This window comes from Lentzea flaviverrucosa, from assembly GCF_003350445.1.
Taxonomy (GTDB): Bacteria; Actinomycetota; Actinomycetes; order Mycobacteriales; family Pseudonocardiaceae; genus Lentzea; species Lentzea californiensis.
This window is the reverse complement of record NZ_QQAU01000006.1, coordinates 283573-306792: the sequence shown is the minus strand read 5'-3', so window position 1 is coordinate 306792 and position 23220 is coordinate 283573. Positions and strand designations below refer to the sequence as shown.

Below are 23220 nucleotides of genomic sequence, written 5' to 3'. Positions count from 1 at the left end.
GATTTCTGCAGGAACTAGGCTGTACGACATGCTGAACCGCATCGACCTGCGAGGTCGCACCACGACCCCCGCTCAGTTGCGCGCCATCGTGCCGCGCGCCGAGGTGGACGTGGACGCGGTTCTGCATCATGTGCGCCCGATGGTGGAGGCGATCGCCGACCGCGGTGTCGAGGCCGCACTGGAGTACACGGAGAAGTTCGACGGGGTTCGTCCTGCTTCGGTCCGTGTGCCCGCTTCGGAGATTTCGTCCGCTTTGTCCTCGCTGGACCCGGCCGTGCGCGAGGCGTTGGAAGAGGTCATCGCGCGGACGCGGCGCGTGCACGCCGACCAGCGCCGCACGGAGACGACCACCCAGGTCGTGCCCGGTGGCACCGTGACGGAGAAGTGGGTGCCGGTCGCGCGCGTCGGGCTGTACGCGCCCGGTGGCCTCGCGGTCTACCCCTCGACGGTCGTGATGAACGTCGTACCCGCGCAGATCGCCGGCGTCGAGTCGCTGGTGGTGGCCTCGCCGCCGCAGGCGGAGTTCGGTGGCCTGCCGCACCCGACGATCCTCGCCGCCGCCGCGTTGCTCGGCGTCGACGAGGTCTGGGCCGTGGGCGGCGCGCAGGCCGTGGCGCTGCTGGCCCACGGTGGCGTGGACACCGACGGCGCCGAACTGGACCCGGTCGACATCGTCACCGGACCCGGCAACATCTACGTGACGGCGGCCAAGAGGCTGCTGCGCGGCCTGATCGGCATCGACTCCGAGGCCGGACCGACCGAGATCGCGATCCTCGCCGACTCGACGGCCGACCCGGTGCACGTGGCCGCGGACCTGATCAGCCAGGCAGAGCACGACCCGCTCGCGGCGTCGGTGCTGGTGACGGACTCCGTCGAGCTGGCGGACGCGGTGGACACCGAGCTGGAGCGCCAGATCGGTGCGACCAAGCACACCGAACGGATCCGCACGGCGTTGGGCGGCAAGCAGTCCGCCACCGTGCTGGTGTCCTCTGTGGACGAAGGGGTCCGGGTCGTCGACGCGTACGCCGCCGAGCACCTGGAGATCCAGACGCGCGACGCGCGTGAGGTGGCCGCGCGGATCCGGTCCGCGGGCGCGATCTTCGTCGGTGCGTACGCACCGGTGTCGCTCGGCGACTACTGCGCCGGCTCCAACCACGTGCTGCCGACCGGTGGCTGCGCGCGGCACTCGTCCGGGCTGTCCGTGCAGACGTTCCTGCGCGGCATCCACGTGATCGACTACTCCGAGGAAGCACTGCGCGAGGTGGCGGACAAGGTCGTCGCGCTGGCCAACGCGGAGGACCTGCCCGCGCACGGGCAGGCCGTGACAGCGAGGTTCTCCCGATGAAGCCGGTGATCGGTGCGCGGGTGGAGCTGACCGACCTGCCCCTGCGCGAGGACCTGCGCGGCCGCACGCCCTACGGCGCGCCGCAGCTCGACGTCCCGTACCGCCTGAACACCAACGAGAACCCGTACGCGCCGACCGACGCCCTGGCGGCCGACGTCGTCGCGGCGGTCGCTGAGATCGCCGGTGAGCTGCACCGCTACCCGGACCGCGACGCGGTGGCGTTGCGCGAGGACCTGGCGGCGTACCTGTCGGACGCGACCTCGGTCCCGCTGACGTCGGAGAACCTCTGGGCCGCCAACGGTTCCAACGAGATCCTCCAGCAGGTCCTGCAGGCGTTCGGCGGTCCGGGCCGAGTGGCGCTGGGCTTCGAGCCGTCGTACTCGATGCACCCGATCATCGCGGCTGGCACCCGCACCGAGTGGTCGCCGACCCCGCGCCGTTCCGACTTCTCGCTGGACGTCGAGAAGGCCGCCGCGATCATCGCGGAGACACGGCCCGACGTCGTCTTCGTGACGTCGCCGAACAACCCGACCGGCCAGTCGATCCCGCTCTCCGACCTCCGTCTGCTGATCGCGTCCTCGACGGGGATGATCGTGGTCGACGAGGCGTACGCGGAGTTCTCCCCGCAGGAGAGCGCGATCAAGCTGCTGGACGAGTTCGGCTCGCGCCTGATCGTCTCGCGCACGATGTCGAAGGCCTTCGCGTTCGCCGGAGGCCGCCTCGGCTACCTGGCGGCCGCTCCGGCCGTGGTCGACGCCCTGCAGCTCGTCCGCCTGCCGTACCACCTGTCCGCGCTGACGCAGGCGGCCGCTAGGGCGTCGTTGCGCCACGCCGAGGAGACGCTGGGTTCGGTGGCCCTGCTGGCCGCGGAACGTGACCGGGTGTCGTCCGAGCTGGCGGCCCTGGGTTTCCAGGTCGTGCCCTCGGACGCGAACTTCGTGCTGTTCGGCTGGTTCGAGAACGCACGTGAGATCTGGAAGTCCTATTTGGACCACGGCGTGCTCATCAGGGACGTCGGAATCGCGGGTCACCTGCGGGTGACCATCGGAACGCCCGAGGAGAACGACGCTTTCCTCGCGGCCAGCAAGGAGGTCAGCCGGTGAGTCGTGTCGGCAAGGTGGAGCGCACCACCAGGGAGTCGTCGGTCTACGTGGAGATCGACCTGGACGGCACCGGCCAGGTGGAGATCAGCACGGGCGTGCCGTTCTACGACCACATGCTCACGGCGTTCGGCGTGCACGGCTCGTTCGACCTGATCGTCCGCGCCACGGGTGACACGCACATCGACGCCCACCACTCGGTCGAGGACATCGCGATCGTGCTGGGCCAGGCACTGCGCGAAGCGCTGGGGGACAAGAAGGGCATCCGCCGCTTCGGCGACTGCTGGATCCCCATGGACGAAACCCTCGCGCACGCCGCGGTCGACGTCTCTGGCCGCCCGTACACCGTGCACAAGGGCGAGCCGGAGCAGTTCAACAGCTTCGTGATCGGCGGCAACTACCCGTTCGTGCTGAACCGGCACGTCTTCGAGTCGCTGGCCTTCCACGCCCAGATCGCACTGCACGTGCGAGTCGAATACGGCCGCGACCCGCACCACATCGCGGAAGCCGAGTACAAGGCCATCGCCCGCGCCCTGCGCGTCGCGACCGAACCCGACCCCCGCGTCGCCGGCGTCCCGTCGACCAAGGGCGTTCTCTGATGCCGAAGGAAGTGGTCGTCATCGGCCTGCTGGCCCTCGCGGGCTTCCTGGCCGGTGGCGTCTACACCACCTGGAAGACCGCCAAGGTCCTGGCGATCATCCTGCTGGTGCTGCTCCTGGTGGCGGTCGGCGGCGCCGTCCTCTGGCTGCTCTAGCTCGTGGCCAGGTAACGCGCCGGCACGTGCATGGTCACCAGGTCGTCGAAGACGATCTCCAGGTGCCGCGCGACGAGTGCGCGGTTCTCGGCGGGAGTGTGGCTGGCGAAGAACATCTCCACGCCGAGCCAGTTCTCGGTGGTGTCCGGCGTGCCGGTGCCGAGCTAGGCCGGGAACAGGCCGTCGGGCTTCAGCCACCGTGCGATCTCCGCGATGAGCGCGGGCTGCTCGGCGCGCGGCACGTGCAGGATCGAGTAGAACGCGACGACGCCGTCGAACGTGGCTTCCGGAAGGTCGAGCGCGGTCATGTCGGCCTTCTCGAACCGAGCCTGCGGCACGTTCGCGCGGGCCAGTTCGACCTGCCTGCGCGACAGGTCGACGCCGAGCACGTCGTGCCGTTCGGCGAGTTTCTTGCTGCACGGGTCGCCCGCGCCGCAGCCGAGTTCGAGCACCTTCGCCCCATCGGGCAGCCGCCCGTCGAGCTCGCCGAGGTAGTGCAGCCGCGGGTCGTCGGCAATCCGCGCGGACTAGTCGAGATACCGCTGCGCGATGGCGTCGTAGCCGTCCTCGACCGTCCGCTTCACGCGGTAGCCAGGTAACGCGCCGGCACGTGCTGCGCGAGCCACACCCCGTTCGCGCTGAGCCGGAACTCGTGCCCGTCCGCGTGCATGGCCCCGGCGTCGACGGTCAGGACCAACGGCCGCCCACGCCGGGCCCCGACGCGCCGCGCTGTCTCGCGGTCAGGCGAGAGGTGCACGTCGTGGCGTGACATGGGCCGCAGACCGTCGCGCATGATGTCGTCGAGGTACTGCGCGACCGTGCCGTGGAACAGCTGGTCCGGCGGGACCGCGGTCGGCAGGCCGAGGTCCACCTCGACGCTGTGGCCCTGGTTCGCGCGGATGCGGTCGCCGTCGATCGCGAAGCGCTTCTTGTCGTTGCGGTCGACGACCTCGCGCAGGTCTGTCTCGGAGATGCCGAGCGCGTTCAGGAGGTCGGCCACCGGCACCCAGCCCGAAGGGTCGAGGGTGAGGCCGACGCGCTCGGGCTGGTGCCGGAGCGCTTTGGACATCCGCTTCGAGAGGCGGACGATTCGTTCGTCTTCCATTTCCCCACCAGGAAACCACAGCGCGTCCACCGGTTTTGCGGTTTCATGGGCTGGATGTGGCGCGAGCGGCGGGTTCCGGGCGAGACCGAGATCTTCGTGGCCTGGCAGGAGGGCAGCCGGGACCGGACGTTGCTCGCGATCCACGGCGGCCCCGACTGGGACCACAGCTACCTCCGCGAGCCGCTCGACCGGCTGGACTGCCGGCTGCTGCTGCCGGACCTGCGCGGATGTGGCCGGTCAGGGCGAGCGCCGGAGTACCACCCGGACGGTGTGGTGGAAGACCTCGTGCGGGTGCTGGACGCGTTCGAGGTCGAGCGCGCGGACGTCCTCGGCCACTCCTACGGCGGCATGGTCGCGCAGCGGTTCGCGATCACCCACCCGGCACGCGTGCGCAGCCTGATCGTGTCGGGCAGCAGTGTCCTGCCGGTGCCCCCGGACGCCTTCGGCGGATGGGCCGAGCGGGACGAGGTCATGGCCGACCAGGAGGATCCGTGGCAGCGCGACGACCTGACGCCGGAGCAGTGCGTGCGGGCGGACGCGTTCGCGGCCGTCGAAGCCAACGTCCGCCGTGCCGCGCGGATACCGGGCTACCTGAAGCGGCTGAGCCAGGTGCGGTTCGGCGCGGAGTGGGTGCGGCAGCTCCAGACCGCCGGCCTGGTCTCACCCCGGCTTCCCGACGCCGCGCGCAGCATCGCCGGCCTCGGCGTCCCGGTGCTCCTGCTGCACGGCCGGCAGGACATGACGTTCCCGGTCAGCCTGGTCGAGCCCACCCTCGGCCTGATCCCGCGGGCGAGTGCCGTGGTCCTGGAGAACGCGGGCCACATGCTGCACGTCGACGACCCCGACGGCTACCTGCGCGCGGTGCGGGAGTTCCTAGAAGGTGCCGCCCTCGACGGCGGGCTTGAGCTGGGGAGCGCCCGGCCCGTGTGAGGCCTGCTCGTCGTCGATGTTCTGCAGGGCGCAGCTGCGCAGCGACAGGCAGCCGCAGCCGATGCAGCCGGTGAGGCGGTCGCGCAGGCGGTACAGGGCGTCGATGCGCGCGTCGAGCTCCGACTTCCACGAGCGGGAGAGGCGTTCCCAGTCGGACTTCGTCGGCGTGCGGTTGTCGGGGAGCTGGGCGAGGGCGTCGCGGACGTCCTCCAGGGTGAGGCCCACGCGTTGCGCGGTGCGGATGAACGCCAGCCGGCGCAGCACCGAGCGCAGGTAGCGGCGCTGGTTGCCCGCGGTGCGGACCGACGTGATCAGACCCCTGTCCTCGTAGAAGCGCAGGGCCGTGTGGGGGACACCGCTGCGCTCGGCGACCTGGCCGATGGTCAGCATTTCCGGCAACTTGCTCACGGGATCATGGTAACCCGCTTGACCTCCAGCTTGGTCGAGGTTGAACAGTTGTTGCCATGCAACGGATACCAGAGCTCTTCGCGAGGATGACCGGGGACGAGAAGCACGAGTGGGCTGCGGCTTCCACGATCGACGTGCTCTGGGTCCTCTACGACAAGGTCCTCAACGTCACGCCCGCGACGGCCGACGACCCCGACCGCGACCGGTTCCTGCTGTCCAAGGGGCACGGACCGATGGCGTACTACGCCGTGCTCGCGGAGAAGGGGTTCATCGACGAGTCCATTTTGGACGACTGGACGTCGTGGGAGAGCCCACTCGGCCAGCACCCCGACCGCGTGCTCGTGCGCGGTGCGGAGATCAGCAGCGGCTCGCTCGGCCACGGGCTGCCGATCGCGGTCGGCACGGCCATCGGGCAGCGGATCGCCGGCAGTCGTGGCCGCACGTTCGTGCTGGTCGGAGATGGTGAGCTGGATGAGGGCAGCAACCACGAGGCGATCGCCGTGGCGGCGCGGCTGCAGGTCGCGAACCTCACCGCGATCGTGATCGACAACCAGTCCGCGATGTACGGCTGGCCCGGTGGCATCGCGCGGCGGTTCGCCGTCGAGGGGTGGCAGACCGCCGAGATCGACGGCCGCGACCACGAGGCCGTCTTCACCGCACTGACCGCGCCGCACGACCGCCCGTACGCGGTGGTCGCCAAGATCGAGAAGGGCTACTGATGACCACCATGCGCCAGGCGTTCGTCGAGACGGTCAACGACGAGATCGCCGCCGACCCGCGGATCGCCGTGGTGACCGCGGTGATCTCCAGCAACGAGTTCCCGCAGGAGAACGAACGCGTCGTGGACGTCGGGATCCGAGAGCAGACCATGGTGGGCGTCGCGAGCGGCCTGGCGCTGGCCGGGCTCCGGCCGGTCGTGCACAGCTACGCGCCGTTCCTGGTCGAACGGCCGTACGAGCAGATCAAGCTCGACATCGGGCATCAGGACGTCGGCGCGGTGTTCGTGAGCATCGGAGCGTCCTATGACGACCCGGCGTGGGGCCGAACGCACCAGTCACCGGGAGACGTCGCCCTGTTCGACACGCTTCCCGGCTGGACCGTGCACGTACCCGGACATCCGGACGAGGTCACGCCTTTGCTCCAGCAGGCGCTGAAAGACGACAACCGGGTCTACATGAGGCTTTCGCTGCACGAGAACACCCAGGCGTATCCGGTGGGCGGGGGATTCACGACGGTCCGGCACGGAAAGCGCGGCGTCGTGCTCGCCGTCGGGCCGATGCTCGACCGCGTGCTCAAGGCCGTCGATTCCGAGAACGCCGACGTCACGGTGCTGTACGCGGCCACGGTGCGGCCGTTCGACGCGAACGGGCTGCGCACGGCCGTGCAGAACACCGACCACGCCGACGTGATGGTGGTGGAGCCGTACCTGGAGGGCACTTCTTCTCATCTCGTATCAGAGACACTGCAACAAATCCCGCACCGCATTCGTTCTACAGGTGTCAAACGACACGCAGAGCTCCGCAACTACGGCACGGCTGAAGATCATGACGCGGCGCATGATCTCGACGTGGTCGGGCTGGGGAGTGCTGTGCGGAGTTTCTTCAGGGGGTGAAGAAATGTTCGCAGTCATGGGGGATGACTGGACCGGCGCGCCTTCTCGCGCCGTTTGGGGATGATGCGGTGGCACGGTCAGGCGCGATCCTGATCGTGCACACCCCAGGAGGCACCGGCGGATCGGTCTGGTGTGGACGGAGAGCGCGGAGCCGTCCGGTGCGTCGACGCGTTCCGGTTCGCACCTTCCGGGCATGTCCGCACGGGCGCCCGAGGCGGACCAGGAATGATGTTGGTCGTGAGAATGCTGATCTGGACCCCGTTGAACGCCGCCGAGCTGCAGAAGTCCATGCACAGCGGCAACGTGGGCCCCGCGGCGCTGGTTCCGGTGCAGCCCGGCACCGTGCTGCTGCCTCCGCCGGGCACCAAGCTCAGCGAGGCGGCGTACATGACGAACAGGGTGCGCAAGATCGGGCGCGGTGCGGCCCTGGCGGTGTGGAACGACGAGGCGGCGCTGCTCTACCTGTTCACCACGTCGCTCGGCCGCGCCTCGATGTGGGGATCGCGCGAGGCGGTGCTGCGGTTGTCGGCGCAGGCGAAGCAGTCGGGGCCGGTCGGCCAGTCCTTCGACCGCGCCACCGCCGGCATGATCGACCTCCGCGAGAAGGAGAAGTGGCAGCTCGACGCCATCGACAAGCTCACCGCGCTGTACCCGGCGGCCGGTCGCAAGGGCCCGCTCGAACGCATCCGCGACTTCGGGAACGGCCGTGCGGCGATCCCGGACTTCTTCCGCGAGGCGGGGCTGCACGAGGTCGCGCGGGTCGCCGAGCTCAGCGGGGAGGGCAGGGCGGACGGCGTGCTGCGGACGCTCGAACCGCCTCGCGCACAGCTGTGGCCGCTCTGGCTGATCTTCCCGCTGATCGTGCTGTCCGCGGCGGCGACGGTGATCTTCGACGTCCCGGCGGTCGTGTACTACCTCGTCGTCGTTCTGCTCCTCGCGGCGCTGGCGGGGCTGCTGGTCGTGCTCAGGCGCCGGCTCGTGCGCACGAAACCGATCAACACCGTGTTGCCGGTCATACCGGTCACGCAGGGTGCGATCCCGACCGACTAACCTGGTGGGCGTGGCACGTGTCGTCGTACTTGACTATGGATCCGGCAACCTGCGCTCCGCCGAACGCGCGCTCCAGCGGGTCGGCGCCGATGTCGAGGTGACGTCGGACCATCGGGCCGCCCGCGAGGCGGACGGACTGGTCGTGCCCGGCGTCGGTGCGTACGCGGCGTGCATGGAAGGCCTCAACTCGGTGCGGGGCGCCCGGATCATCGGTGAGCGCCTCGCCGGCGGCCGTCCGGTGCTCGGCATCTGCGTGGGCATGCAGATCCTGTTCGAGCGCGGCATCGAGCACGGCGTGCTGACCGAGGGCTGCGGCGAGTGGCCCGGCACCGTCGAGCGGCTCGAAGCGCCGATCGTGCCGCACATGGGCTGGAACACCGTGCGCGCGCCCGAGGACTCGAAGCTCTTCGCAGGCCTCGACAAGGACACGCGGTTCTACTTCGTGCACTCCTACGGCGTGCGGCGCTGGGAACTGGAGCCGGCCGAGCACCTCAGGCCGCCGCTGGTGACGTGGGCGGACCACGCGGGCGACGAGTTCGTCGCGGCGGTCGAGAACGGCCCGCTGTGGGCGACCCAGTTCCACCCGGAGAAGTCCGGCGACGCCGGCGCACACCTGCTGCGGAACTGGTTGACCACCTTGTCGTGATCACACGACTGCTGACGGTGGCCGCGCTCGTGGCCGCCGGCGTCGCCGTGCCTGGGGGCGCGCACGCCGCACCGGCACCGTTCCAGGACGACTTCGACGGTGCCGTGGCCGCGGATCCCACCTACGGCCTGAACGACAACCTCGAGCAGCGCCAGGCAACGGGCGCCGTCACCTACAGCCGGGTCTCCGGCAGGTGGAACACCGGCGACGTGCCGCGTCCGTGGTTCGCGCAGGTCAACCACCCGAACCACCGCGGCAAGCTGTCGATGCACCTCGGCACGACGGCCGTGCGGCTCGACGCGCCGTCCACCGGCTCCTCGATCTCGGCGACGCTGACACCGGTGGCGGGCGGCCGCACGTCCGGCGACTGGTCGTCGATCGCGCTGGCACGGTCGGCGAACAGCTGGGGTCATGTGTCCAATCAGGACATCGACCTCGGCTTCCTGGTGCGCGCCAACGGCGGCGTCCAGCTCTTCCAGGCCGGCAGGTCCGTCGCGGACCTGCCGTCGTTCGCCTCGCCCGAGTCCGACGGCTCGTTCGACGTGACGCTGACGCCGGCCGGGTCGAAGCTCGACCTCTTGGTCAACGGCACGCGCGGGACGATCGCGCTGGACGTTTCGGTGCCGACCGATCGGCTGTGGATCTACCTCGGCCGCTACTCCGACGACGACAGGACCGTCAGCCTCGTCGACGACCTGCGCGTCGAGCGGATGAACTCCGACGACCTGCGCAAGCCTCCCGGGTCCCCGCTGCGCTACTACGGCTACTTCGGCGCGCGGCTGAACGCCGCAGGAGGCAACCACCTGCCCGAGGTGCGCGGCCGCAGCAACCTGAACTGGGTGCAGATCAGCGACTTCGACGCCTACCGCCCCGAGGTGCTGCGGGACTGCGCTCCCGCGGGGTGCGTCGTCCACACGGGCAACGAGTTCTTCGACTGCGACGAGGCCGGGTGTCCGCTCTACCCCAACGCCACCGAGCGGTGGCAGGTCCTCGCTTCGAAGGTGCGGCCGTACCTCGACCGGGTGGCCGGGTTCGTGCTGCAGGACGAACCGTTCCACCACGGCGCGCGCTTCGCCGACGTCGAGTTCTCGGCCCAGCAGATCAAGAACACGTTCCCGGACAAGAAGGTCATGCTGATCGAGGCGGGTGTCCGGGTCGACGACACCTTCAGCGTGCCCGCCGCCGTCGACTGGGTCGGCTTCGACGAGTACTGCGTCGGACACGGTGCCCTGGACGCGCGCATGACCAAGCTGGCGCAGCGCGCGCCGGGCAAGGAGCTGTTCCTGATCTCCGAGGCCGCACCGCAGTCGTGGTGCGCGGACAGGACCGACGCGGACCTCGAAAGCACCCAGTACCTGTACCTGGCGCTGGCGCGGCAGCACCCCGCGTTCGCCGGGATCATGGTCTTCGGGCCCTGGACGGGCGTCGGACCTGCCGCGACGGGTCCGGGCACGCCGGTCCCGTCGAAGTTCCCGCGGACCACGGAGGCCCAGGAGCGCGTGGCCGCCCTCGTCCTGGGGGACGCTAGGCTGCCCGGGTGACGTTCACACTCCTCCCCGCTGTTGACGTGGCCGACGGTCGTGCCGTCCGGCTCGTGCAGGGCGAAGCCGGTACCGAGACGAACTACGGTGAGCCGCTCGACGCGGCCCTGCAGTGGCAGCGCGACGGGGCGGAGTGGATCCATCTCGTCGACCTCGACGCGGCGTTCGGCCGCGGCTCCAACCGCGAGCTGATCGCCCGCGTCGTCGGCGAGCTCGACGTGAAGGTGGAGCTGTCCGGCGGCATCCGCGACGACGCGTCGCTGGAGGCCGCCCTGGCCACCGGCTGCGCCCGCGTGAACCTCGGCACGGCTGCGCTGGAAGACCCGGAGTGGTGCGCGAAGGCGCTGGCGGCGTACGGCGAGAAGATCGCGGTGGGCCTCGACGTCCGCATCACCGAGCAGGGCCACCGGGTCAAGGGCCGCGGCTGGACGTCGGACGGCGGCGACCTCTGGGAGGTCCTCGACCGGCTCGACCGCGACGGCTGCACGCGTTACGTGGTCACCGACGTGTCGAAGGACGGCACGCTGACGGGCCCGAACCTGGAGCTGCTGAGCGAGGTCTGCGCCCGCACCGACGCCCCGGTGATCGCGTCCGGCGGCGTGTCCACTGTGGACGACCTGGTCGCGCTCTCGAAGCTGTCGCGCGACGGCGTCGAGGGCTCGATCATCGGCAAGGCCCTGTACGCCGGTGCCTTCACGCTCCCGGAAGCGCTCGCTGCGGTCCGTTGACCACGGCCTCCACGTGAGCGGCCGCGGCCGCGTGCGTCACACCGGTGGTGTGCAGCACGTCGGCCGCGGTCCCCTCGGCCTCCAGCAGCACGCCGAGCAGGATGTGCTCGGTGCCGATGAACATGTGGCCCATCCGTAGCGCCTCGCGCACGGCCAGTTCCAGAGCTTTCTTGCAGTGCGTCGTGTACGGCTGCTTCTCCGGCCGCTGCTTGGCCTCGGAGTCGAGCCGGTTGAGGGTCGCGATGCGCGTGCTGCCGTCGCCCGACTCCAGCTTCGCGATGGTCTTGGCCGCGAGCCCGGCCGACTCGTCGAGCAGCCCCAGCAGCAGGTGCTCGGTGCCGATCCGCTCGCTGAACCGCGCGTGGTGCCTCGCCAGCGCGATGACCCGCCTCGACCGCTGGGTGTAGCGCTCCGTGCTCGGCTTGCTGAGCTCCGGCGACTCCCTGGGCACGAACCGCTTCTGCGCGGCCTGCTTCGTGACGCCGAGGCTCTCGCCGATCTCGGCCCAGCTCGCCCCGCCCCGTCGCGCCTCGTCCACGAAGTGGCCGATCAGGTGGTCGCCGAGTTCGCTGAGCTGCCCGCTCATCTCGACGGCCTTGGCCAGGCGCACGAGAGCGTCGTCTGCTTCTTGAGCGACCGTGACGATGAGGTCGGTCAACTGGATCATCCGTCAACTCTAGGTTGACGCCGAGTCGTCGGTCAACCTCGGGTTGACGCTCAACGTGGACTCGATGTTGACGCATCCAGTCAGCGTTGAGTCCACGTCGACGCCCGCAGTCAACGTTGACCAGGACCGGCAATGTGTGCAGGAGACAACGTTGTCATCGCTGGGAACGGCGTCAACTGCACATTGATCGAGGCGCGGTCGATGTTGATTTGGCGCTGATCGACATCGAGTCAATGTAGATCCGTGTCATCAACGTGGACTGGTCGTCGTCAACGAAGACCGGCGTTGTCGACGTCGACCGATGTGGTCAACGTTGATCAGCCGGATCACGTTGACTCGACCTTGATCGCCTGACGTTGACTGCTGGAGTTGGGTGTCGGCCCTGGGTCAGCTCGCCGCCGTGATCCGGATGCCCACCGACCCGGTCCGTCCGCGCCGCAGCTTGCTGCCGAACACCGTGATCCACCCGAACACCCCGTACTTCTTGGTGATCCGCGACCGCACGGCGTCGCTCTCGTCGTCGTCCAGCAGCGCCGCGTGCGCCTTGACCGAATCGCCCTTGGGGTTGCCGCGGACGTCGCACGGCCCGATCTCCACGTCGCCGCTGCGGCGGATCCGCTTGACCTTGCCGGTGTCCCGCCCGCTCCAGGCGTAGATGACGCCGTCGCTCTCGCCCGGCACGACCCAGACCGGAGTGGGCACCGGGGTGCCGTCCTTGCGGAACGTCGTCAGCAGCAGGTACTTGCCCTCGCCCAACTCGGTGATCATGGCGCCGCAGCGTAGTCCCCAGACCTCCCTTGTAGGCTTTCCCGCATGTCAGTCGCGGTCCGTGTCATCCCCTGTCTCGACGTCGACCGGGGCCGGGTGGTGAAGGGCGTCAACTTCACGAACCTCGTCGACGCGGGCGATCCCGTCGAGCTCGCCAGGGCGTACGACGCCGAGGGCGCGGACGAGCTGACGTTCCTCGACGTGACGGCCAGCAGCGGCGACCGGGAGACGACGTTCGACGTCGTGCGCCGCACGGCCGAGCAGGTGTTCATCCCCCTCACCGTCGGTGGTGGCGTGCGCAGCCCCGAGGACGTCAACAAGCTGCTCCGCGCGGGCGCGGACAAGGTCAGCCTCAACACCGCCGCCATCGCACGCCCCGAGCTGCTCAAGGAGTGCTCGGAGCGGTACGGCGCGCAGTGCATCGTGCTGTCGGTCGACGCACGGCGGGTGCCCGGCGGCACCGGCTTCGAGGTCACCACGCACGGCGGCCGCAACGGCACCGGCATCGACGCGATCGCCTGGGCCGCGCAGGGCCAGGAGCTGGGCGTCGGCGAGATCCTGCTGAACTCGATGGACGCCGACGGCACCAAGGCCGGGTTCGACCTGGAGCTCCTCGAACTGGTGCGCCGCGAGGTCGACGTCCCGCTGATCGCGAGCGGCGGCGCGGGCGCGGTCGACCACTTCCCGCCGGCCGTCGCCGCGGGCGCCGACGCCGTGCTCGCCGCGAGCGTGTTCCACTTCGGGCAGCTCCGCATCAGCGAGGTCAAGGACGGCCTGCGCCAAGCCGGTGTCGTGGTGCGATGAAACCCGTCGAGGTGCGGGTCGCCTCGGCGGTCGCGTTCGGCGGCGCCCTGGTGTTCTTCGTGATCGGCCTGGTGCTGTGGCGCACGACCGGCGACCCGGACGTGCTGAAGCTGCCGTCGTTCATCGCGGTCCTCGAACTGCCCGTCGCGGCGTCGCTGCTCATCAGGCTCCGGTTCATGCACTACCCGGCGATGATCGTGTTCATCCTCGTCGCCCTGCTGCACCTCGTCATCGTGCTGGCAGAAGGACCGGCGTGGGCTCGCGTCGCGTCCGGCGTGCTGTCCGCAGTGCACATCTACGGAGTGGTCCTGCTCAACACCGGACCGGCTCGTGAACACCTGGGAGGTCCCCGTTGAGCGGCCAGCTCGATCCCGCCGTCGCCGATCGGCTCAAGCGCACCCCGGACGGCCTGGTGTGCGCGGTCGCCCAGCAGCGCGGAACCGGTGAGGTGCTCATGGTGGCGTGGATGGACGACGAGGCACTGCACCGCACCCTCACCACCCGCCGCGCGACCTACTACTCGCGCAGTCGCCAGCAGCTGTGGGTGAAGGGTGAGACCTCCGGGCACACCCAGTACGTGCACGAGGTCAGGCTCGACTGCGACGGAGACACGCTGCTGCTGACGGTCGACCAGGTCGGCGCCGCCTGCCACACGGGCGACCGCACGTGCTTCGACGCCACGGTGCTGCTCGCCGAGGCGTGAGCGGTCAGTCCAGGTCGCCGGTCAGGTAGCGCTGGAGGTTCGGGGCGACCGTCCGGACCACGGTCTCCAGGTCGGTCGACGCCAGCGGCTCGAACTGCACGACGTACCGGACGATGCCGAGACCGACCATCTGCGTCGCGCACAACGTGGCCCGGAGCTCGTGCTGCTCGGCGCCGAGCTCCGCGAGCACGTTCTTGAAGATCGCGTTGACCAGGAACGACTTCAGCGCGCCCGCCACCTCCGGCTGGCTGGTGACGCTGCGGATCAGGGCCGAGAACGTGCCGCCGCCGGTCGCGTCCCACACCGTCACGAAGGTGCGGATGATGCGTTCTCCCGCCTCTTCGGCCGGGCCGTCGAGGACGCGCTTGAGGATCTCGGCCGGGTCGAACGGGAGCTGCAGCACCGACTGCGCGAACAGGCCTTCCTTGCCGCCGAACCAGTGGTTGACCATGGCGGCGTCGACGCCCGCCTTGGCGGCGATCGCGCGTACCGTGGCGCCGTCGTAGCCCTTCTCGATGAACACCTCGCGGGCCGCTGCGACGAGCGCGGCCTTGGTGTCCTCGCCCGCGGCGCGACGGCCTCGGCGTTTCTGGTTGACTTGCTCCACGTGGGCCATAGTTCAACAGATGTTGAATTTATGCAACAATTGCCGGCATGGTGAGCGTCATCGGGGCCGTGGCCGCCGCTGGTCTGGGGACTGTGAGTCCTACGCGTGAGGAGTTCCGCGAGCTCGCGGTCAACCGCCGGGTGATCCCGGTGGTCCGCAAGCTGCTCGCGGACGCGGAGACCCCGGTCGGCCTGTACCGCAAGCTCGGGGCCGATCAGCCCGGCACGTTCCTCTTCGAGTCGGCGGAGAACGGGCGCTCCTGGTCGCGTTGGTCGTTCATCGGCGTGCGGTCGACGGCGGCGCTCACGGCGACGGGCGGTGAGGCGTTCTGGACGGGGACGCGGCCCGTCGGCCTGCCCGACGGCGGCGACCCGCTGGAGGCGTTGCGCGAGACCATCGAGGTGCTGCGCACGGACCCGTTGCCCGGCATGCCCCCGCTGACCGGCGGCATGGTCGGCTACATCGGCTACGACGCGGTGCGTCGCCTGGAACGGCTGCCCGTCATCGCCGAGGACGACCTGAAGATCCCCGAGCTGGTCATGCTGCTGGCGACCGACCTCGCCGCGCTCGACCACCACGAGGGCACCGTCACGCTCATCGCGAACGCGATCAACTGGGACGACTCGACCGAGCGGGTCGACGCCGCCTACGACGACGCGGTGCGCCGCCTCGACGAGATGACGACGGCGCTGCACACGCCCGCACCGCCGACGGCGGCCGTGTTCTCGCGGCCCAAGCCGGAGTTCCGGCGCCGGCGCTCGCAGGCCGAGCACTTCGCGGCCGTCGAGAAGGCTAAGGAGGCCATCCGGGCGGGTGAGGCGTTCCAGGTCGTCGTGTCGCAGCGGTTCGAGATCGACACCGACGCCGACGCGCTCGACATCTACCGGGTGCTGCGCGCGACGAACCCCAGCCCGTACATGTACCTGCTGCGCCTCGACGGGTTCGACATCGTCGGGTCCAGCCCGGAGTCGCTGGTCACGGTGCGCGACGGCAAGGCGACCACGCACCCCATCGCGGGCACCCGCTGGCGCAGCGAGGACCCCGAGGAAGACGCCCTGCTCGAGAAGGACCTCCTCGCGGACCACAAGGAACGCGCCGAGCACCTGATGCTCGTCGACCTCGGCCGCAACGACCTGGGGCGCGTCTGCAAGCCGGGTTCGGTGCACGTCGTCGACTTCTTCAAGGTCGAGCGGTACAGCCACGTCATGCACATCGTGTCGACCGTGACCGGTGAGCTGGCCGAGGGCAAGACGGCCTACGACGCGGTCGCGGCCTGCTTCCCGGCGGGGACGTTGTCCGGTGCGCCCAAGCCGCGCGCCATGGAGCTCATCGAGGAACTGGAGCCCACTCGCCGCGGCCTCTACGGCGGCGTCGTCGGCTACTTCGACTTCGCCGGGGACGCGGACACCGCCATCGCCATCCGCACCGCCCTGGTGCGCGACGGGGTGGCGTACGTGCAGGCCGGTGGTGGCATCGTGGCCGACTCGGACCCGCTGTCCGAGGACAACGAGTGCCTGAACAAGGCGGGCGCGGTGCTGGCCGCGATCGCCACCGCGCAGACGATGGCGCCGGCAGTTGAAAGCTAGCTCGCCGCTGTGGATCGCCGCGCTCCTGCTCGTGGGCGCGGCGGGTGCCTTCTGGGGCGCCGGCTCGGTGCCGGTCGCGTTGCTGTGCCTGGCCGCCGTCGCGGCGGTCGTGGCGCTGAGCGGGGTGACGCGCCGGATCCTCGGCGCGTTGCTGTTCGTCGTCGGCGTCGCCGGGGCGTTCTCGGGGCATTGGCTGGCGATCGCCGGCGGCGTGCTCGTGGTGGCCTCCGGCGCGCTTCAGGTGGCTCTGGGAGCTCGGATGCCGAAGATCGGGATGGGTGGCCAGAAGCCCCGCGCGCACGATCCCGAGACGGACATGTGGCGCGCGCTGGAGCGCGGGGATGATCCGACCGACGATAAGACCCCTGGCGGGACGACCTCGAACGAGTGAAGATCATTCACGACGTTCGTGCATGTGACACGCGTACGGCCTCGGTTAGCTGCGGGGACACTTGAACCCCGGTGGCTGGGGCGTTACTCCGGCGGGGTTAGCATCCCCCTAGCGGGAAGGGGAACAACACTGTGACGGTTCTCGAGTCGATCCTCGAAGGTGTGCGTGAGGATCTCGCCGCTCGCGAGGCCAAGTTGCCCTTCGCCGTCGTGAAGGAGCGGGCCGCCAAGGCCTCTCCGCCGCTCGACGTGCTGTCGGTGCTGCGCGGGCCGAACGTGGGTGTCATCGCCGAGGTCAAGCGCCGCAGCCCCTCCAAGGGCGCGCTGGCGGAGATCCCGGAACCGGCCGAGCTCGCGTCCGCCTACGAGGCGGGCGGCGCGTCGGTGATCAGCGTGCTGACCGAGCAGCGCCGCTTCGGCGGGTCGCTGGCGGACTTCGACGCGGTGCGCCGGGCGGTGAAGATCCCGCTGCTGCGCAAGGACTTCGTCGTGTCGCCGTACCAGGTGCACGAGGCGCGCATGCACGGTGCGGACGTGGTGCTGCTGATCGTGGCCGCGCTGGAGCAGAACGCGCTCGTGTCGCTGCTCGACCGCGTCGAGTCGCTCGGCATGACGGCGCTCGTCGAGGTGCACACGGCCGAGGAGGCCGACCGCGCGCTGGAGGCGGGTTCGTCCGTCATCGGAGTGAACGCGCGCAACCTCCACACGCTGGAGGTCGACAAAGACGTTTTCGGCAGGATCGCTCCGGGGCTACCCTCGGAGACGATCAAGATCGCCGAGTCGGGTGTGACCGGGCCCGGCGACCTGATGTCGTACGCCGGCGCGGGTGCCGACGCGGTGCTCGTCGGCGAAAGCCTGGTGACCAGCGGAGACCCCAAGGCCGCCGTGAACAAGCTCGTGACCGCGGGCTCACACCCCGCGTGCCCCCGGCCCAGCCGGTAGGGCACGGTTGATCCAAGCGCCAGAGGAGTTACCCGATGGGCCAGTTCACGCCCACACCGCATGATCCCGACGCACGTGGCCACTTCGGCCCGTGGGGCGGCCGGTTCGTCCCGGAGGCCCTGATCGCCGCGGTGGACGAGTTGGCCACCGAGTACGACAAGGCGCGGCTCGACCCGGAGTTCGTGAACGAGTTCAAGCGCCTCCTGAGGGACTTCGCGGGCCGTCCGTCGCTGCTGACCGAGGCCCCGAAGTTCGCGGAGCACGCCGGTACGCGGGTCTGGCTCAAGCGCGAGGACCTCAACCACACGGGTTCCCACAAGATCAACAACGTGCTCGGTCAGGCGTTGCTGACCAAGCGCATGGGCAAGCAGCGCGTGATCGCGGAGACCGGCGCCGGCCAGCACGGCGTGGCGACGGCGACCGCGTGCGCGCTCCTCGGCCTCGACTGCGTCGTCTACATGGGCGAGGTCGACACCGAGCGCCAGGCGCTCAACGTCGCCCGCATGCGCCTGCTGGGCGCCGAGGTCATCCCGGTGAAGTCCGGCTCGCGCACCCTGAAGGACGCGATCAACGAGGCGTTGCGCGACTGGGTCGCCAACGTCGACGAAACGCACTACCTGCTCGGTACGGCGGCGGGTCCGCACCCGTTCCCGTTGATGGTCCGCGACTTCCACCGGATCATCGGCATCGAGGCGCGCGAGCAGATCCTCGAGAAGGCCGGTCGGCTGCCCGACGCCGTCGTCGCCTGTGTCGGTGGCGGCTCGAACGCGATCGGCATCTTCCACGGCTTCATCGACGACGCGGACGTCCGCCTCGTCGGTGTCGAGCCCGGTGGCTCCGGCCTCGACAGCGGCAGCCACGGCGCGACGCTGACGGCGGGCACGCCCGGTTCGCTGCACGGCGCGATGTCGTACGTCATGCAGGACGACGACGGCCAGATCACCGAGGCGCACTCGATCTCCGCCGGTCTCGACTACCCCGGCGTGGGTCCCGAGCACTCGCACCTGAAGGACATCGGCCGCGCCGAGTACTTCCCGGTCACCGACGCCGAGGCCATGGAGGCGTTCGCCCTGCTCTCGCGCACCGAGGGCATCATCCCGGCGATCGAGTCCTCGCACGCGCTCGCGGGCGCGCTGAAGCTCGGACCGTCGCTGGGACCGGACGGACTCCTGGTCGTGAACCTCTCCGGCCGTGGTGACAAGGACATGGACACGGCCGTGAAGTACTTCGGCCTCGCTGACGGGGGACAGGCCTGATGTCGTTGTCCGACGTGTTTTCCGCCGCCAAGGCCGAGTCGCGTGCCGCGCTGATCGGCTACCTGCCCGCGGGCTTCCCCACGATCGAGGGCTCCAAGGCCCACCTCCGTTCGATGATCGAGTCCGGGTGCGATCTGGTCGAGGTCGGCCTGCCGTTCTCCGACCCGGTGATGGACGGCCCGACGATCCAGGCCGCCGCCGAGCAGGCGCTGTCCGCGGGTTTCCGCGTGCGGGACCTGTTCGACGTGGTGGCTGCCGTGTCCGACGCCGGTGGGCGTGCGGTCGTGATGACGTACTGGAACCCGGTGCTGCGCTATGGCGTCGACGCGTTCGCGCGCGACCTCGCCGCCGCCGGTGGGCTCGGCATCATCACGCCCGACCTCGTGCCGGACGAGGCCGGCGACTGGATGGCCGCGTCCGAGGCGCACGGCCTCGACCGGACCTTCCTGGTGGCGCCGTCGTCGACCGAGGAGCGCATCGCGATGACCGCGCGTGCCTCATCCGGTTTCCTCTACGCGACCGCGGTCATGGGCGTCACGGGCGCCCGTGACGTCGTGTCGTCCGCTGCTCCCGCTCTCGTCGCGCGGGTTCGTGAACACACCACGCTGCCCGTCGGTGTCGGGCTGGGCGTGCGCTCCGGTGCGCAGGCCGCCGAGATCGCCGGGTTCGCGGACGGCGTCATCGTCGGGTCGGCTTTCGTGTCGGCCGCGGGCGAGAGCGATGCCGCGGTGCGCGCGCTGGCCGCTGACCTCGCCCAGGGTGTGCGATCGGCTGTCGCTCCCGTCTGAACCTCCTTCGCGTCTCGTGAAGCCGCTCGGCCTGATGGCCGGGCGGTTTTGCTTTGTGCCGCTTGCGAAGCCGCCTCTGCAGCGACGGCCTCTCTTGTCGGGTGGCGCGGAATTGCTTGAACGGGTCGAACATCGTGCTCGCCATCGAGTGGTTGTCGGGATGGCGGCTGTGAAGTTGTCGGGAGCCCTACCTCCTTTCGGAGCATTCGATGTTCCTCCAAGAGAATGACACACATTCGAACACCTGATCGAGTGAATCCAGGTCGCTTGGGGCCAAAACCCCGTTTGACTGTCGGTCTGAGCTGCGATCGTGGGCTCATGCACAAGCCAGCCATTCGCTCGGCGTGCCACACTGGTACTCGCCGGGCGGTTTTCGGAGGTGATGCCCAGTGGCAGCTCCAGCAGAGACGGCACCAGCCCAGTACCTGTTGCCGAGGCACGTGGGTCCCTGGTCGCTCGACGACGTCTTGTCGCTGCCCGAGGACAACAGCCAGCGCATCGAACTCGTCGACGGGATGCTTCTCGTGAGCCCGCTGGGGTCCTACCGGCACCAGCAGTTGGTGGGGCGTGCGTACGGGTCGTTGGTCGGTGCCTGTCCGACTGATCTCGAAGCAACGATCGAGCTGAACGTGCTGCTTTCCAGCGGCCGTCTGGTGATTCCGGACTTCACCGTCGTACGGCCGCGAGAAGCCGGCGTGATGTTCCCGGTCTCCGATGTCGTGCTCGTCGGCGAGGTGTTCTCACCGAGCACGCGGCTGAACGACGAAGGCCTCAAGCGCGGCCTGTACGCCAGCGCGGGCGTTCAGTACTACCTGATGGTCGACCCGAGCCAGCGGGAAGTCGAGGCCACACTGCTCGAACTCCAAGGCGCCGAATACGTCGAGATCGCTACCAGTGAGGCCGGCGTGCTGACGATCGAACGGCCTTTCCCGGTCACCATCAAGTTCTAGCCGTAGAGCCACTCCAGCCGTTCGTGCAGTTCGGCGACGGTCCACGAGGCGAACATCGCGTCACGAGCCTCCGCTGCCTCGCCGGCCGGGTGGTAGACCTCCCGCCCCATCGCCCTCGAGGCGTGCTGGACGCGCGCGGTCCGCTCCGAGCGAAGCGCCACGTAGCGCGCAAAAGAGCCGGCCACGTCCTGAGGGTCGAACACGGAGGAGAGGCAGACGGCGTCCTCCAACGCCTGACAAGCGCCTTGCGCGGCGTACTGCAGCACGGGATGGGCGGCGTCTCCGAGCAGCACGACGCGTAAGTCCTGCCAGTTCGTGATCGGCGTGCGGTCGCAGAGCACCCACGCACGCCACTCGTCGGCGAGGTCCATGATCTGAGCCGCGTCGTCGCACAACGGCGTGAAGTGCCCCAGCACCTCGGCGTGCTCGACGGGCTTGCCGTTCATGGGCTCCGTGGCACCGTTGTCCGTGGTGGCCACGAGGTTCACGAACCGTCCGCCGGCGATCACGTACCAAACGACGTGGTAGCGCGGCCCCGCCCACAGCGTGACCACGTTCTCCTTCAACGACTGCGGCACGTTCTGCGAGGGGATGACCGCGCGGAACGTCGTGTGCCCGGACACCTGCGGATCCCCGTCGCCCACGAGCTGCCGCCGCACCGCCGACCGCAGCCCGTCGGCACCGATCAGCGCGTCCCCGTGCACGAGATCGCCCGACCGCAGCACCGCCGTGACCCCGTCCGCGTCCTGCGCGTAGCCCTCGACGCCGCTGCTGACCCGAAGGTCGATCCGCTCATCGTTCTGACAGGCGTCGAGCAACGGCGCAAGCACGTCGTTGCGGTGCACCACCGCGTAGGTGCCGAACCGCTCCCGGAAGCCCGCGTCGACCGGCAACCCGGCGATCTGCCGCCCGGACACCCCACACCGCAACCGCAACTCGTCCACGTGCACGGCCCGAGCCCGCACCGCGGCACCCACGCCCAGCGAGTCGAGCATGCGGAACCCGTTGGGCCCGACCTGGATGCCGGCGCCGATCTCCTCGAACGCCGCCGCGGCCTCGAGCACCGTCACCCGCACCCCGGCCCGCGCGAGCCCGAGCGCCGTCGCCAGCCCGCCGATACCGCCGCCGACCACCAGGACCGTCATGTCCGACCTTTCGGGAATCCGCCCAGAACCGCGTCCGAGTATTTCGGTTCGTGCCCGGAGGTGGGTACGGCAGGAGGGCTCGCTTCGGGGAAGTGTCCGTGGCGCTCGGTCCGCCCGGCTCGGGTCTCCACGATCATGAACCCCTGAGGTCGGACGTTCGGCCCGCAGTCAGTGGATGAACGGGCACCGTTCCGCCGTCCGACGAGCGGCTGACAGCCGCACGGCCCGACGTCCCAGGATTCGAGCCCAACGTGCCTATGCGCTGCTACCACACACACGCGCCAGGCCGGGTACCCCCAATTTCTATTCTAGTGATCGGCACCGACAGGGTTCGGGCTCGATAACGATCGAGCGCCCCCACGGGACGCTCACGAGCCGACCGGTACGGTGGGCGCCGTGTTGGACGCCCTTCTGGCCACGATCCCGAGTCCCGACCGCGGTGTTTGGCACCTCGGTCCGCTCCCCATCAGGGCCTACGCGCTGTGCATCATCGCCGGCATCGTCGCCGCGATCTGGTGGGGTGAGCGCCGCTGGGTCGCCCGCGGCGGCATCAAGGGCGAGGTCACGGACATCGCCGTGTGGGCGGTGCCGTTCGGCCTCGTCGGCGGGCGGCTGTACCACGTCATCACCGACAACCAGAAGTACTTCGGGCCGGGCAAGAACCCGCTTGCGGCGCTGGAGATCTGGAACGGTGGCCTCGGCATCTGGGGTGCGATCGCGCTCGGTGCCGTCGGTGCCTGGATCGCGTGCCGCCGCAGGGGCATCCCGCTGCCGGCGATGGCGGACGCGCTCGCGCCCGGCATCGTGCTCGCGCAGGCCATCGGGCGGCTCGGCAACTACTTCAACCAGGAGCTCTACGGCGGCGACACGACGTTGCCGTGGGGGCTTGAGATCTACCGCCGCGTCACGCCCGAGGGCCGTGAGGACGCGCTGGCGGGCATCGCCCTCGACCACACTCCGATCCAGGTCGTGCACCCGACGTTCCTCTACGAACTGCTGTGGAACGTCGGTGTCGCGCTCCTCATCGTGTGGGCGGACCGGAAGTTCAGGCTGGGCCACGGCCGGGTCTTCGCGCTCTACGTCGCGGGCTACACGGCCGGCCGGTTCTGGATCGAGCTCATGCGCACCGACGAGGCGACGCTGGTCTTCGGCACGCGCGTGAACGTGTTCGTGTCGGCGATCGTGTTCTTCGGAGCGGTCGCGTACTTCGTCATCGCCAAGTCCCGTGGTGAGCGCGAGGACGTCGCCGCGCTGCGCGGGACGGACGGAGAGCCAGCGGCGGAGGTGACCGAAGCGGAAGCCGTGGAGGACGAGGGCGTCGCCGCGGACACCGAGGCCGACGTCGCCGAGAAGGACAAGAAGAACTCCCCGGAATCCGTCAAACCGGAGTGATCT

29 protein-coding genes are annotated in these 23220 nt (G+C 69.7%); 21 read left to right on the top strand and 8 right to left on the bottom strand.

Annotated elements, in window-relative coordinates; all coding sequences use genetic code 11:
* Window positions 1-28 precede the first annotated feature (28 nt).
* Genes hisD through DFR72_RS45635 form a run of 4 tightly spaced genes read left to right on the top strand, consistent with a single transcriptional unit; the run spans window position 29 to window position 3199 of the window.
* Window positions 29-1345: a histidinol dehydrogenase gene (gene hisD / locus DFR72_RS21200; RefSeq protein WP_090067541.1), complete on the top strand. Its 1317-nt coding sequence runs from the start codon at window positions 29-31 to the stop codon at window positions 1343-1345.
* The gene (locus DFR72_RS21195) at window positions 1342-2448 is read left to right on the top strand and encodes a histidinol-phosphate transaminase (protein ID WP_090067542.1); all 1107 of its coding nucleotides are present in this window, start codon (window positions 1342-1344) and stop codon (window positions 2446-2448) included. The genes hisD and DFR72_RS21195 overlap by 4 nt, the downstream gene beginning before the upstream one ends.
* Window positions 2445-3044, top strand: a complete 600-nt coding sequence (gene hisB / locus DFR72_RS21190; RefSeq protein ID WP_090067543.1) for an imidazoleglycerol-phosphate dehydratase HisB — start codon at window positions 2445-2447, stop codon at window positions 3042-3044. The genes DFR72_RS21195 and hisB overlap by 4 nt, the downstream gene beginning before the upstream one ends.
* Window positions 3044-3199 (top strand): hypothetical protein, encoded by a 156-nt coding sequence (locus DFR72_RS45635; protein WP_170176337.1) that lies wholly within the window; start codon window positions 3044-3046, stop codon window positions 3197-3199. The genes hisB and DFR72_RS45635 overlap by 1 nt, the downstream gene beginning before the upstream one ends.
* Here DFR72_RS45635 and DFR72_RS47535 read toward each other — a convergent pair.
* From DFR72_RS47535 to DFR72_RS21180, 3 genes are all read right to left on the bottom strand, one after another.
* Window positions 3196-3321: a hypothetical protein gene (locus tag DFR72_RS47535; RefSeq protein ID WP_256239429.1), complete on the bottom strand. Its 126-nt coding sequence runs from the start codon at window positions 3319-3321 to the stop codon at window positions 3196-3198. The genes DFR72_RS45635 and DFR72_RS47535 overlap by 4 nt on opposite strands.
* Before the next feature lie 42 nt (window positions 3322-3363).
* Window positions 3364-3669: a class I SAM-dependent methyltransferase gene (locus tag DFR72_RS47020; protein ID WP_425459910.1), complete on the bottom strand. Its 306-nt coding sequence runs from the start codon at window positions 3667-3669 to the stop codon at window positions 3364-3366.
* Between the two features lie 110 nt (window positions 3670-3779).
* Window positions 3780-4304: an RNA 2'-phosphotransferase gene (locus DFR72_RS21180; protein WP_090067544.1), complete on the bottom strand. Its 525-nt coding sequence runs from the start codon at window positions 4302-4304 to the stop codon at window positions 3780-3782.
* 54 nt (window positions 4305-4358) lie between these two features.
* On the opposite strand from DFR72_RS21180, the gene DFR72_RS21175 reads away from it, so the two are divergent.
* Window positions 4359-5234 carry an alpha/beta fold hydrolase gene (locus DFR72_RS21175; protein WP_090067979.1) on the top strand — a complete coding sequence of 292 codons (876 nt, stop codon included), beginning with the start codon at window positions 4359-4361 and terminating at the stop codon, window positions 5232-5234.
* Here the strand turns inward: DFR72_RS21175 and soxR are convergent.
* Window positions 5178-5624: a redox-sensitive transcriptional activator SoxR gene (soxR, locus tag DFR72_RS21170; RefSeq protein WP_177224599.1), complete on the bottom strand. Its 447-nt coding sequence runs from the start codon at window positions 5622-5624 to the stop codon at window positions 5178-5180. The two genes, DFR72_RS21175 and soxR, sit on opposite strands and share 57 nt — an antisense overlap.
* 74 nt (window positions 5625-5698) lie before the next feature.
* Here soxR and DFR72_RS21165 point away from each other — a divergent pair, with 74 nt between their 5' ends.
* From DFR72_RS21165 to priA, 6 genes are all read left to right on the top strand, one after another.
* The gene (locus DFR72_RS21165; RefSeq protein WP_245983248.1) at window positions 5699-6361 is read left to right on the top strand and encodes a thiamine pyrophosphate-dependent enzyme; all 663 of its coding nucleotides are present in this window, start codon (window positions 5699-5701) and stop codon (window positions 6359-6361) included.
* Window positions 6361-7254, top strand: coding sequence for a transketolase family protein (locus DFR72_RS21160; RefSeq protein WP_090067547.1), 894 nt, complete (start codon window positions 6361-6363; stop codon window positions 7252-7254). The genes DFR72_RS21165 and DFR72_RS21160 overlap by 1 nt, the downstream gene beginning before the upstream one ends.
* Before the next feature lie 237 nt (window positions 7255-7491).
* Entirely contained in the window at window positions 7492-8304 is an 813-nt protein-coding gene (locus DFR72_RS21155) for a hypothetical protein (protein ID WP_143086804.1), read from the top strand.
* Window positions 8305-8314: 10 nt separating this feature from the next.
* Complete coding sequence (hisH, locus tag DFR72_RS21150; RefSeq protein ID WP_090067981.1) at window positions 8315-8950, top strand: imidazole glycerol phosphate synthase subunit HisH; 636 nt, start codon at window positions 8315-8317, stop codon at window positions 8948-8950.
* A complete protein-coding gene (locus tag DFR72_RS21145) occupies window positions 8947-10491 on the top strand; it encodes a hypothetical protein (RefSeq protein ID WP_090067549.1) in 1545 nt (514 codons plus the stop codon). Before hisH ends, DFR72_RS21145 begins: the two co-directional genes overlap by 4 nt.
* Entirely contained in the window at window positions 10488-11219 is a 732-nt protein-coding gene (gene priA, locus DFR72_RS21140) for a bifunctional 1-(5-phosphoribosyl)-5-((5-phosphoribosylamino)methylideneamino)imidazole-4-carboxamide isomerase/phosphoribosylanthranilate isomerase PriA (RefSeq protein WP_030477030.1), read from the top strand. The genes DFR72_RS21145 and priA overlap by 4 nt, the downstream gene beginning before the upstream one ends.
* Here the strand turns inward: priA and DFR72_RS21135 are convergent.
* Window positions 11185-11886 carry a Clp protease N-terminal domain-containing protein gene (locus tag DFR72_RS21135; RefSeq protein WP_090067550.1) on the bottom strand — a complete coding sequence of 234 codons (702 nt, stop codon included), beginning with the start codon at window positions 11884-11886 and terminating at the stop codon, window positions 11185-11187. The genes priA and DFR72_RS21135 overlap by 35 nt on opposite strands.
* Before the next feature lie 387 nt (window positions 11887-12273).
* Complete coding sequence (locus tag DFR72_RS21130; protein ID WP_090067551.1) at window positions 12274-12654, bottom strand: PPOX class F420-dependent oxidoreductase; 381 nt, start codon at window positions 12652-12654, stop codon at window positions 12274-12276.
* A gap of 45 nt (window positions 12655-12699) precedes the next feature.
* Between DFR72_RS21130 and hisF the strand changes: the two genes are divergently transcribed.
* The 3 genes from hisF to hisI are packed head-to-tail and all read left to right on the top strand — an operon-like array spanning window position 12700 to window position 14161.
* Complete coding sequence (gene hisF / locus DFR72_RS21125) at window positions 12700-13458, top strand: imidazole glycerol phosphate synthase subunit HisF (RefSeq protein ID WP_090067552.1); 759 nt, start codon at window positions 12700-12702, stop codon at window positions 13456-13458.
* Window positions 13455-13814 carry a hypothetical protein gene (locus tag DFR72_RS21120; RefSeq protein WP_090067553.1) on the top strand — a complete coding sequence of 120 codons (360 nt, stop codon included), beginning with the start codon at window positions 13455-13457 and terminating at the stop codon, window positions 13812-13814. The genes hisF and DFR72_RS21120 overlap by 4 nt, the downstream gene beginning before the upstream one ends.
* The gene (gene hisI, locus DFR72_RS21115; RefSeq protein WP_090067554.1) at window positions 13811-14161 is read left to right on the top strand and encodes a phosphoribosyl-AMP cyclohydrolase; all 351 of its coding nucleotides are present in this window, start codon (window positions 13811-13813) and stop codon (window positions 14159-14161) included. The genes DFR72_RS21120 and hisI overlap by 4 nt, the downstream gene beginning before the upstream one ends.
* Before the next feature lie 4 nt (window positions 14162-14165).
* Here the strand turns inward: hisI and DFR72_RS21110 are convergent, their stop codons facing one another.
* Window positions 14166-14768, bottom strand: a complete 603-nt coding sequence (locus tag DFR72_RS21110; protein ID WP_425459904.1) for a TetR/AcrR family transcriptional regulator — start codon at window positions 14766-14768, stop codon at window positions 14166-14168.
* A 47-nt stretch (window positions 14769-14815) separates the two neighbouring features.
* On the opposite strand from DFR72_RS21110, the gene DFR72_RS21105 reads away from it, so the two are divergent.
* The 6 genes from DFR72_RS21105 to DFR72_RS21080 all read left to right on the top strand — a co-directional run bounded on the left by DFR72_RS21105 (window position 14816) and on the right by DFR72_RS21080 (window position 20680).
* A complete protein-coding gene (locus tag DFR72_RS21105) occupies window positions 14816-16354 on the top strand; it encodes an anthranilate synthase component I (RefSeq protein WP_090067556.1) in 1539 nt (512 codons plus the stop codon).
* Window positions 16344-16745: a Trp biosynthesis-associated membrane protein gene (locus tag DFR72_RS21100; RefSeq protein WP_114773722.1), complete on the top strand. Its 402-nt coding sequence runs from the start codon at window positions 16344-16346 to the stop codon at window positions 16743-16745. Before DFR72_RS21105 ends, DFR72_RS21100 begins: the two co-directional genes overlap by 11 nt.
* Before the next feature lie 131 nt (window positions 16746-16876).
* The gene (gene trpC, locus DFR72_RS21095) at window positions 16877-17686 is read left to right on the top strand and encodes an indole-3-glycerol phosphate synthase TrpC (RefSeq protein WP_090067558.1); all 810 of its coding nucleotides are present in this window, start codon (window positions 16877-16879) and stop codon (window positions 17684-17686) included.
* Between the two features lie 35 nt (window positions 17687-17721).
* Window positions 17722-18942 (top strand): tryptophan synthase subunit beta, encoded by a 1221-nt coding sequence (trpB, locus tag DFR72_RS21090; RefSeq protein ID WP_090067559.1) that lies wholly within the window; start codon window positions 17722-17724, stop codon window positions 18940-18942.
* Complete coding sequence (gene trpA / locus DFR72_RS21085) at window positions 18942-19730, top strand: tryptophan synthase subunit alpha (RefSeq protein ID WP_090067560.1); 789 nt, start codon at window positions 18942-18944, stop codon at window positions 19728-19730. Before trpB ends, trpA begins: the two co-directional genes overlap by 1 nt.
* Before the next feature lie 389 nt (window positions 19731-20119).
* Window positions 20120-20680 carry a Uma2 family endonuclease gene (locus tag DFR72_RS21080; RefSeq protein WP_245983246.1) on the top strand — a complete coding sequence of 187 codons (561 nt, stop codon included), beginning with the start codon at window positions 20120-20122 and terminating at the stop codon, window positions 20678-20680.
* On the opposite strand, the gene DFR72_RS21075 is transcribed toward DFR72_RS21080, so the two are convergent.
* Window positions 20677-21825, bottom strand: a complete 1149-nt coding sequence (locus tag DFR72_RS21075; RefSeq protein WP_090067561.1) for an FAD-dependent monooxygenase — start codon at window positions 21823-21825, stop codon at window positions 20677-20679. The genes DFR72_RS21080 and DFR72_RS21075 overlap by 4 nt on opposite strands.
* A gap of 399 nt (window positions 21826-22224) precedes the next feature.
* Here DFR72_RS21075 and lgt point away from each other — a divergent pair, with 399 nt between their 5' ends.
* The gene (gene lgt / locus DFR72_RS21070) at window positions 22225-23217 is read left to right on the top strand and encodes a prolipoprotein diacylglyceryl transferase (RefSeq protein ID WP_090067985.1); all 993 of its coding nucleotides are present in this window, start codon (window positions 22225-22227) and stop codon (window positions 23215-23217) included.
* Window positions 23218-23220 lie beyond the last annotated feature (3 nt).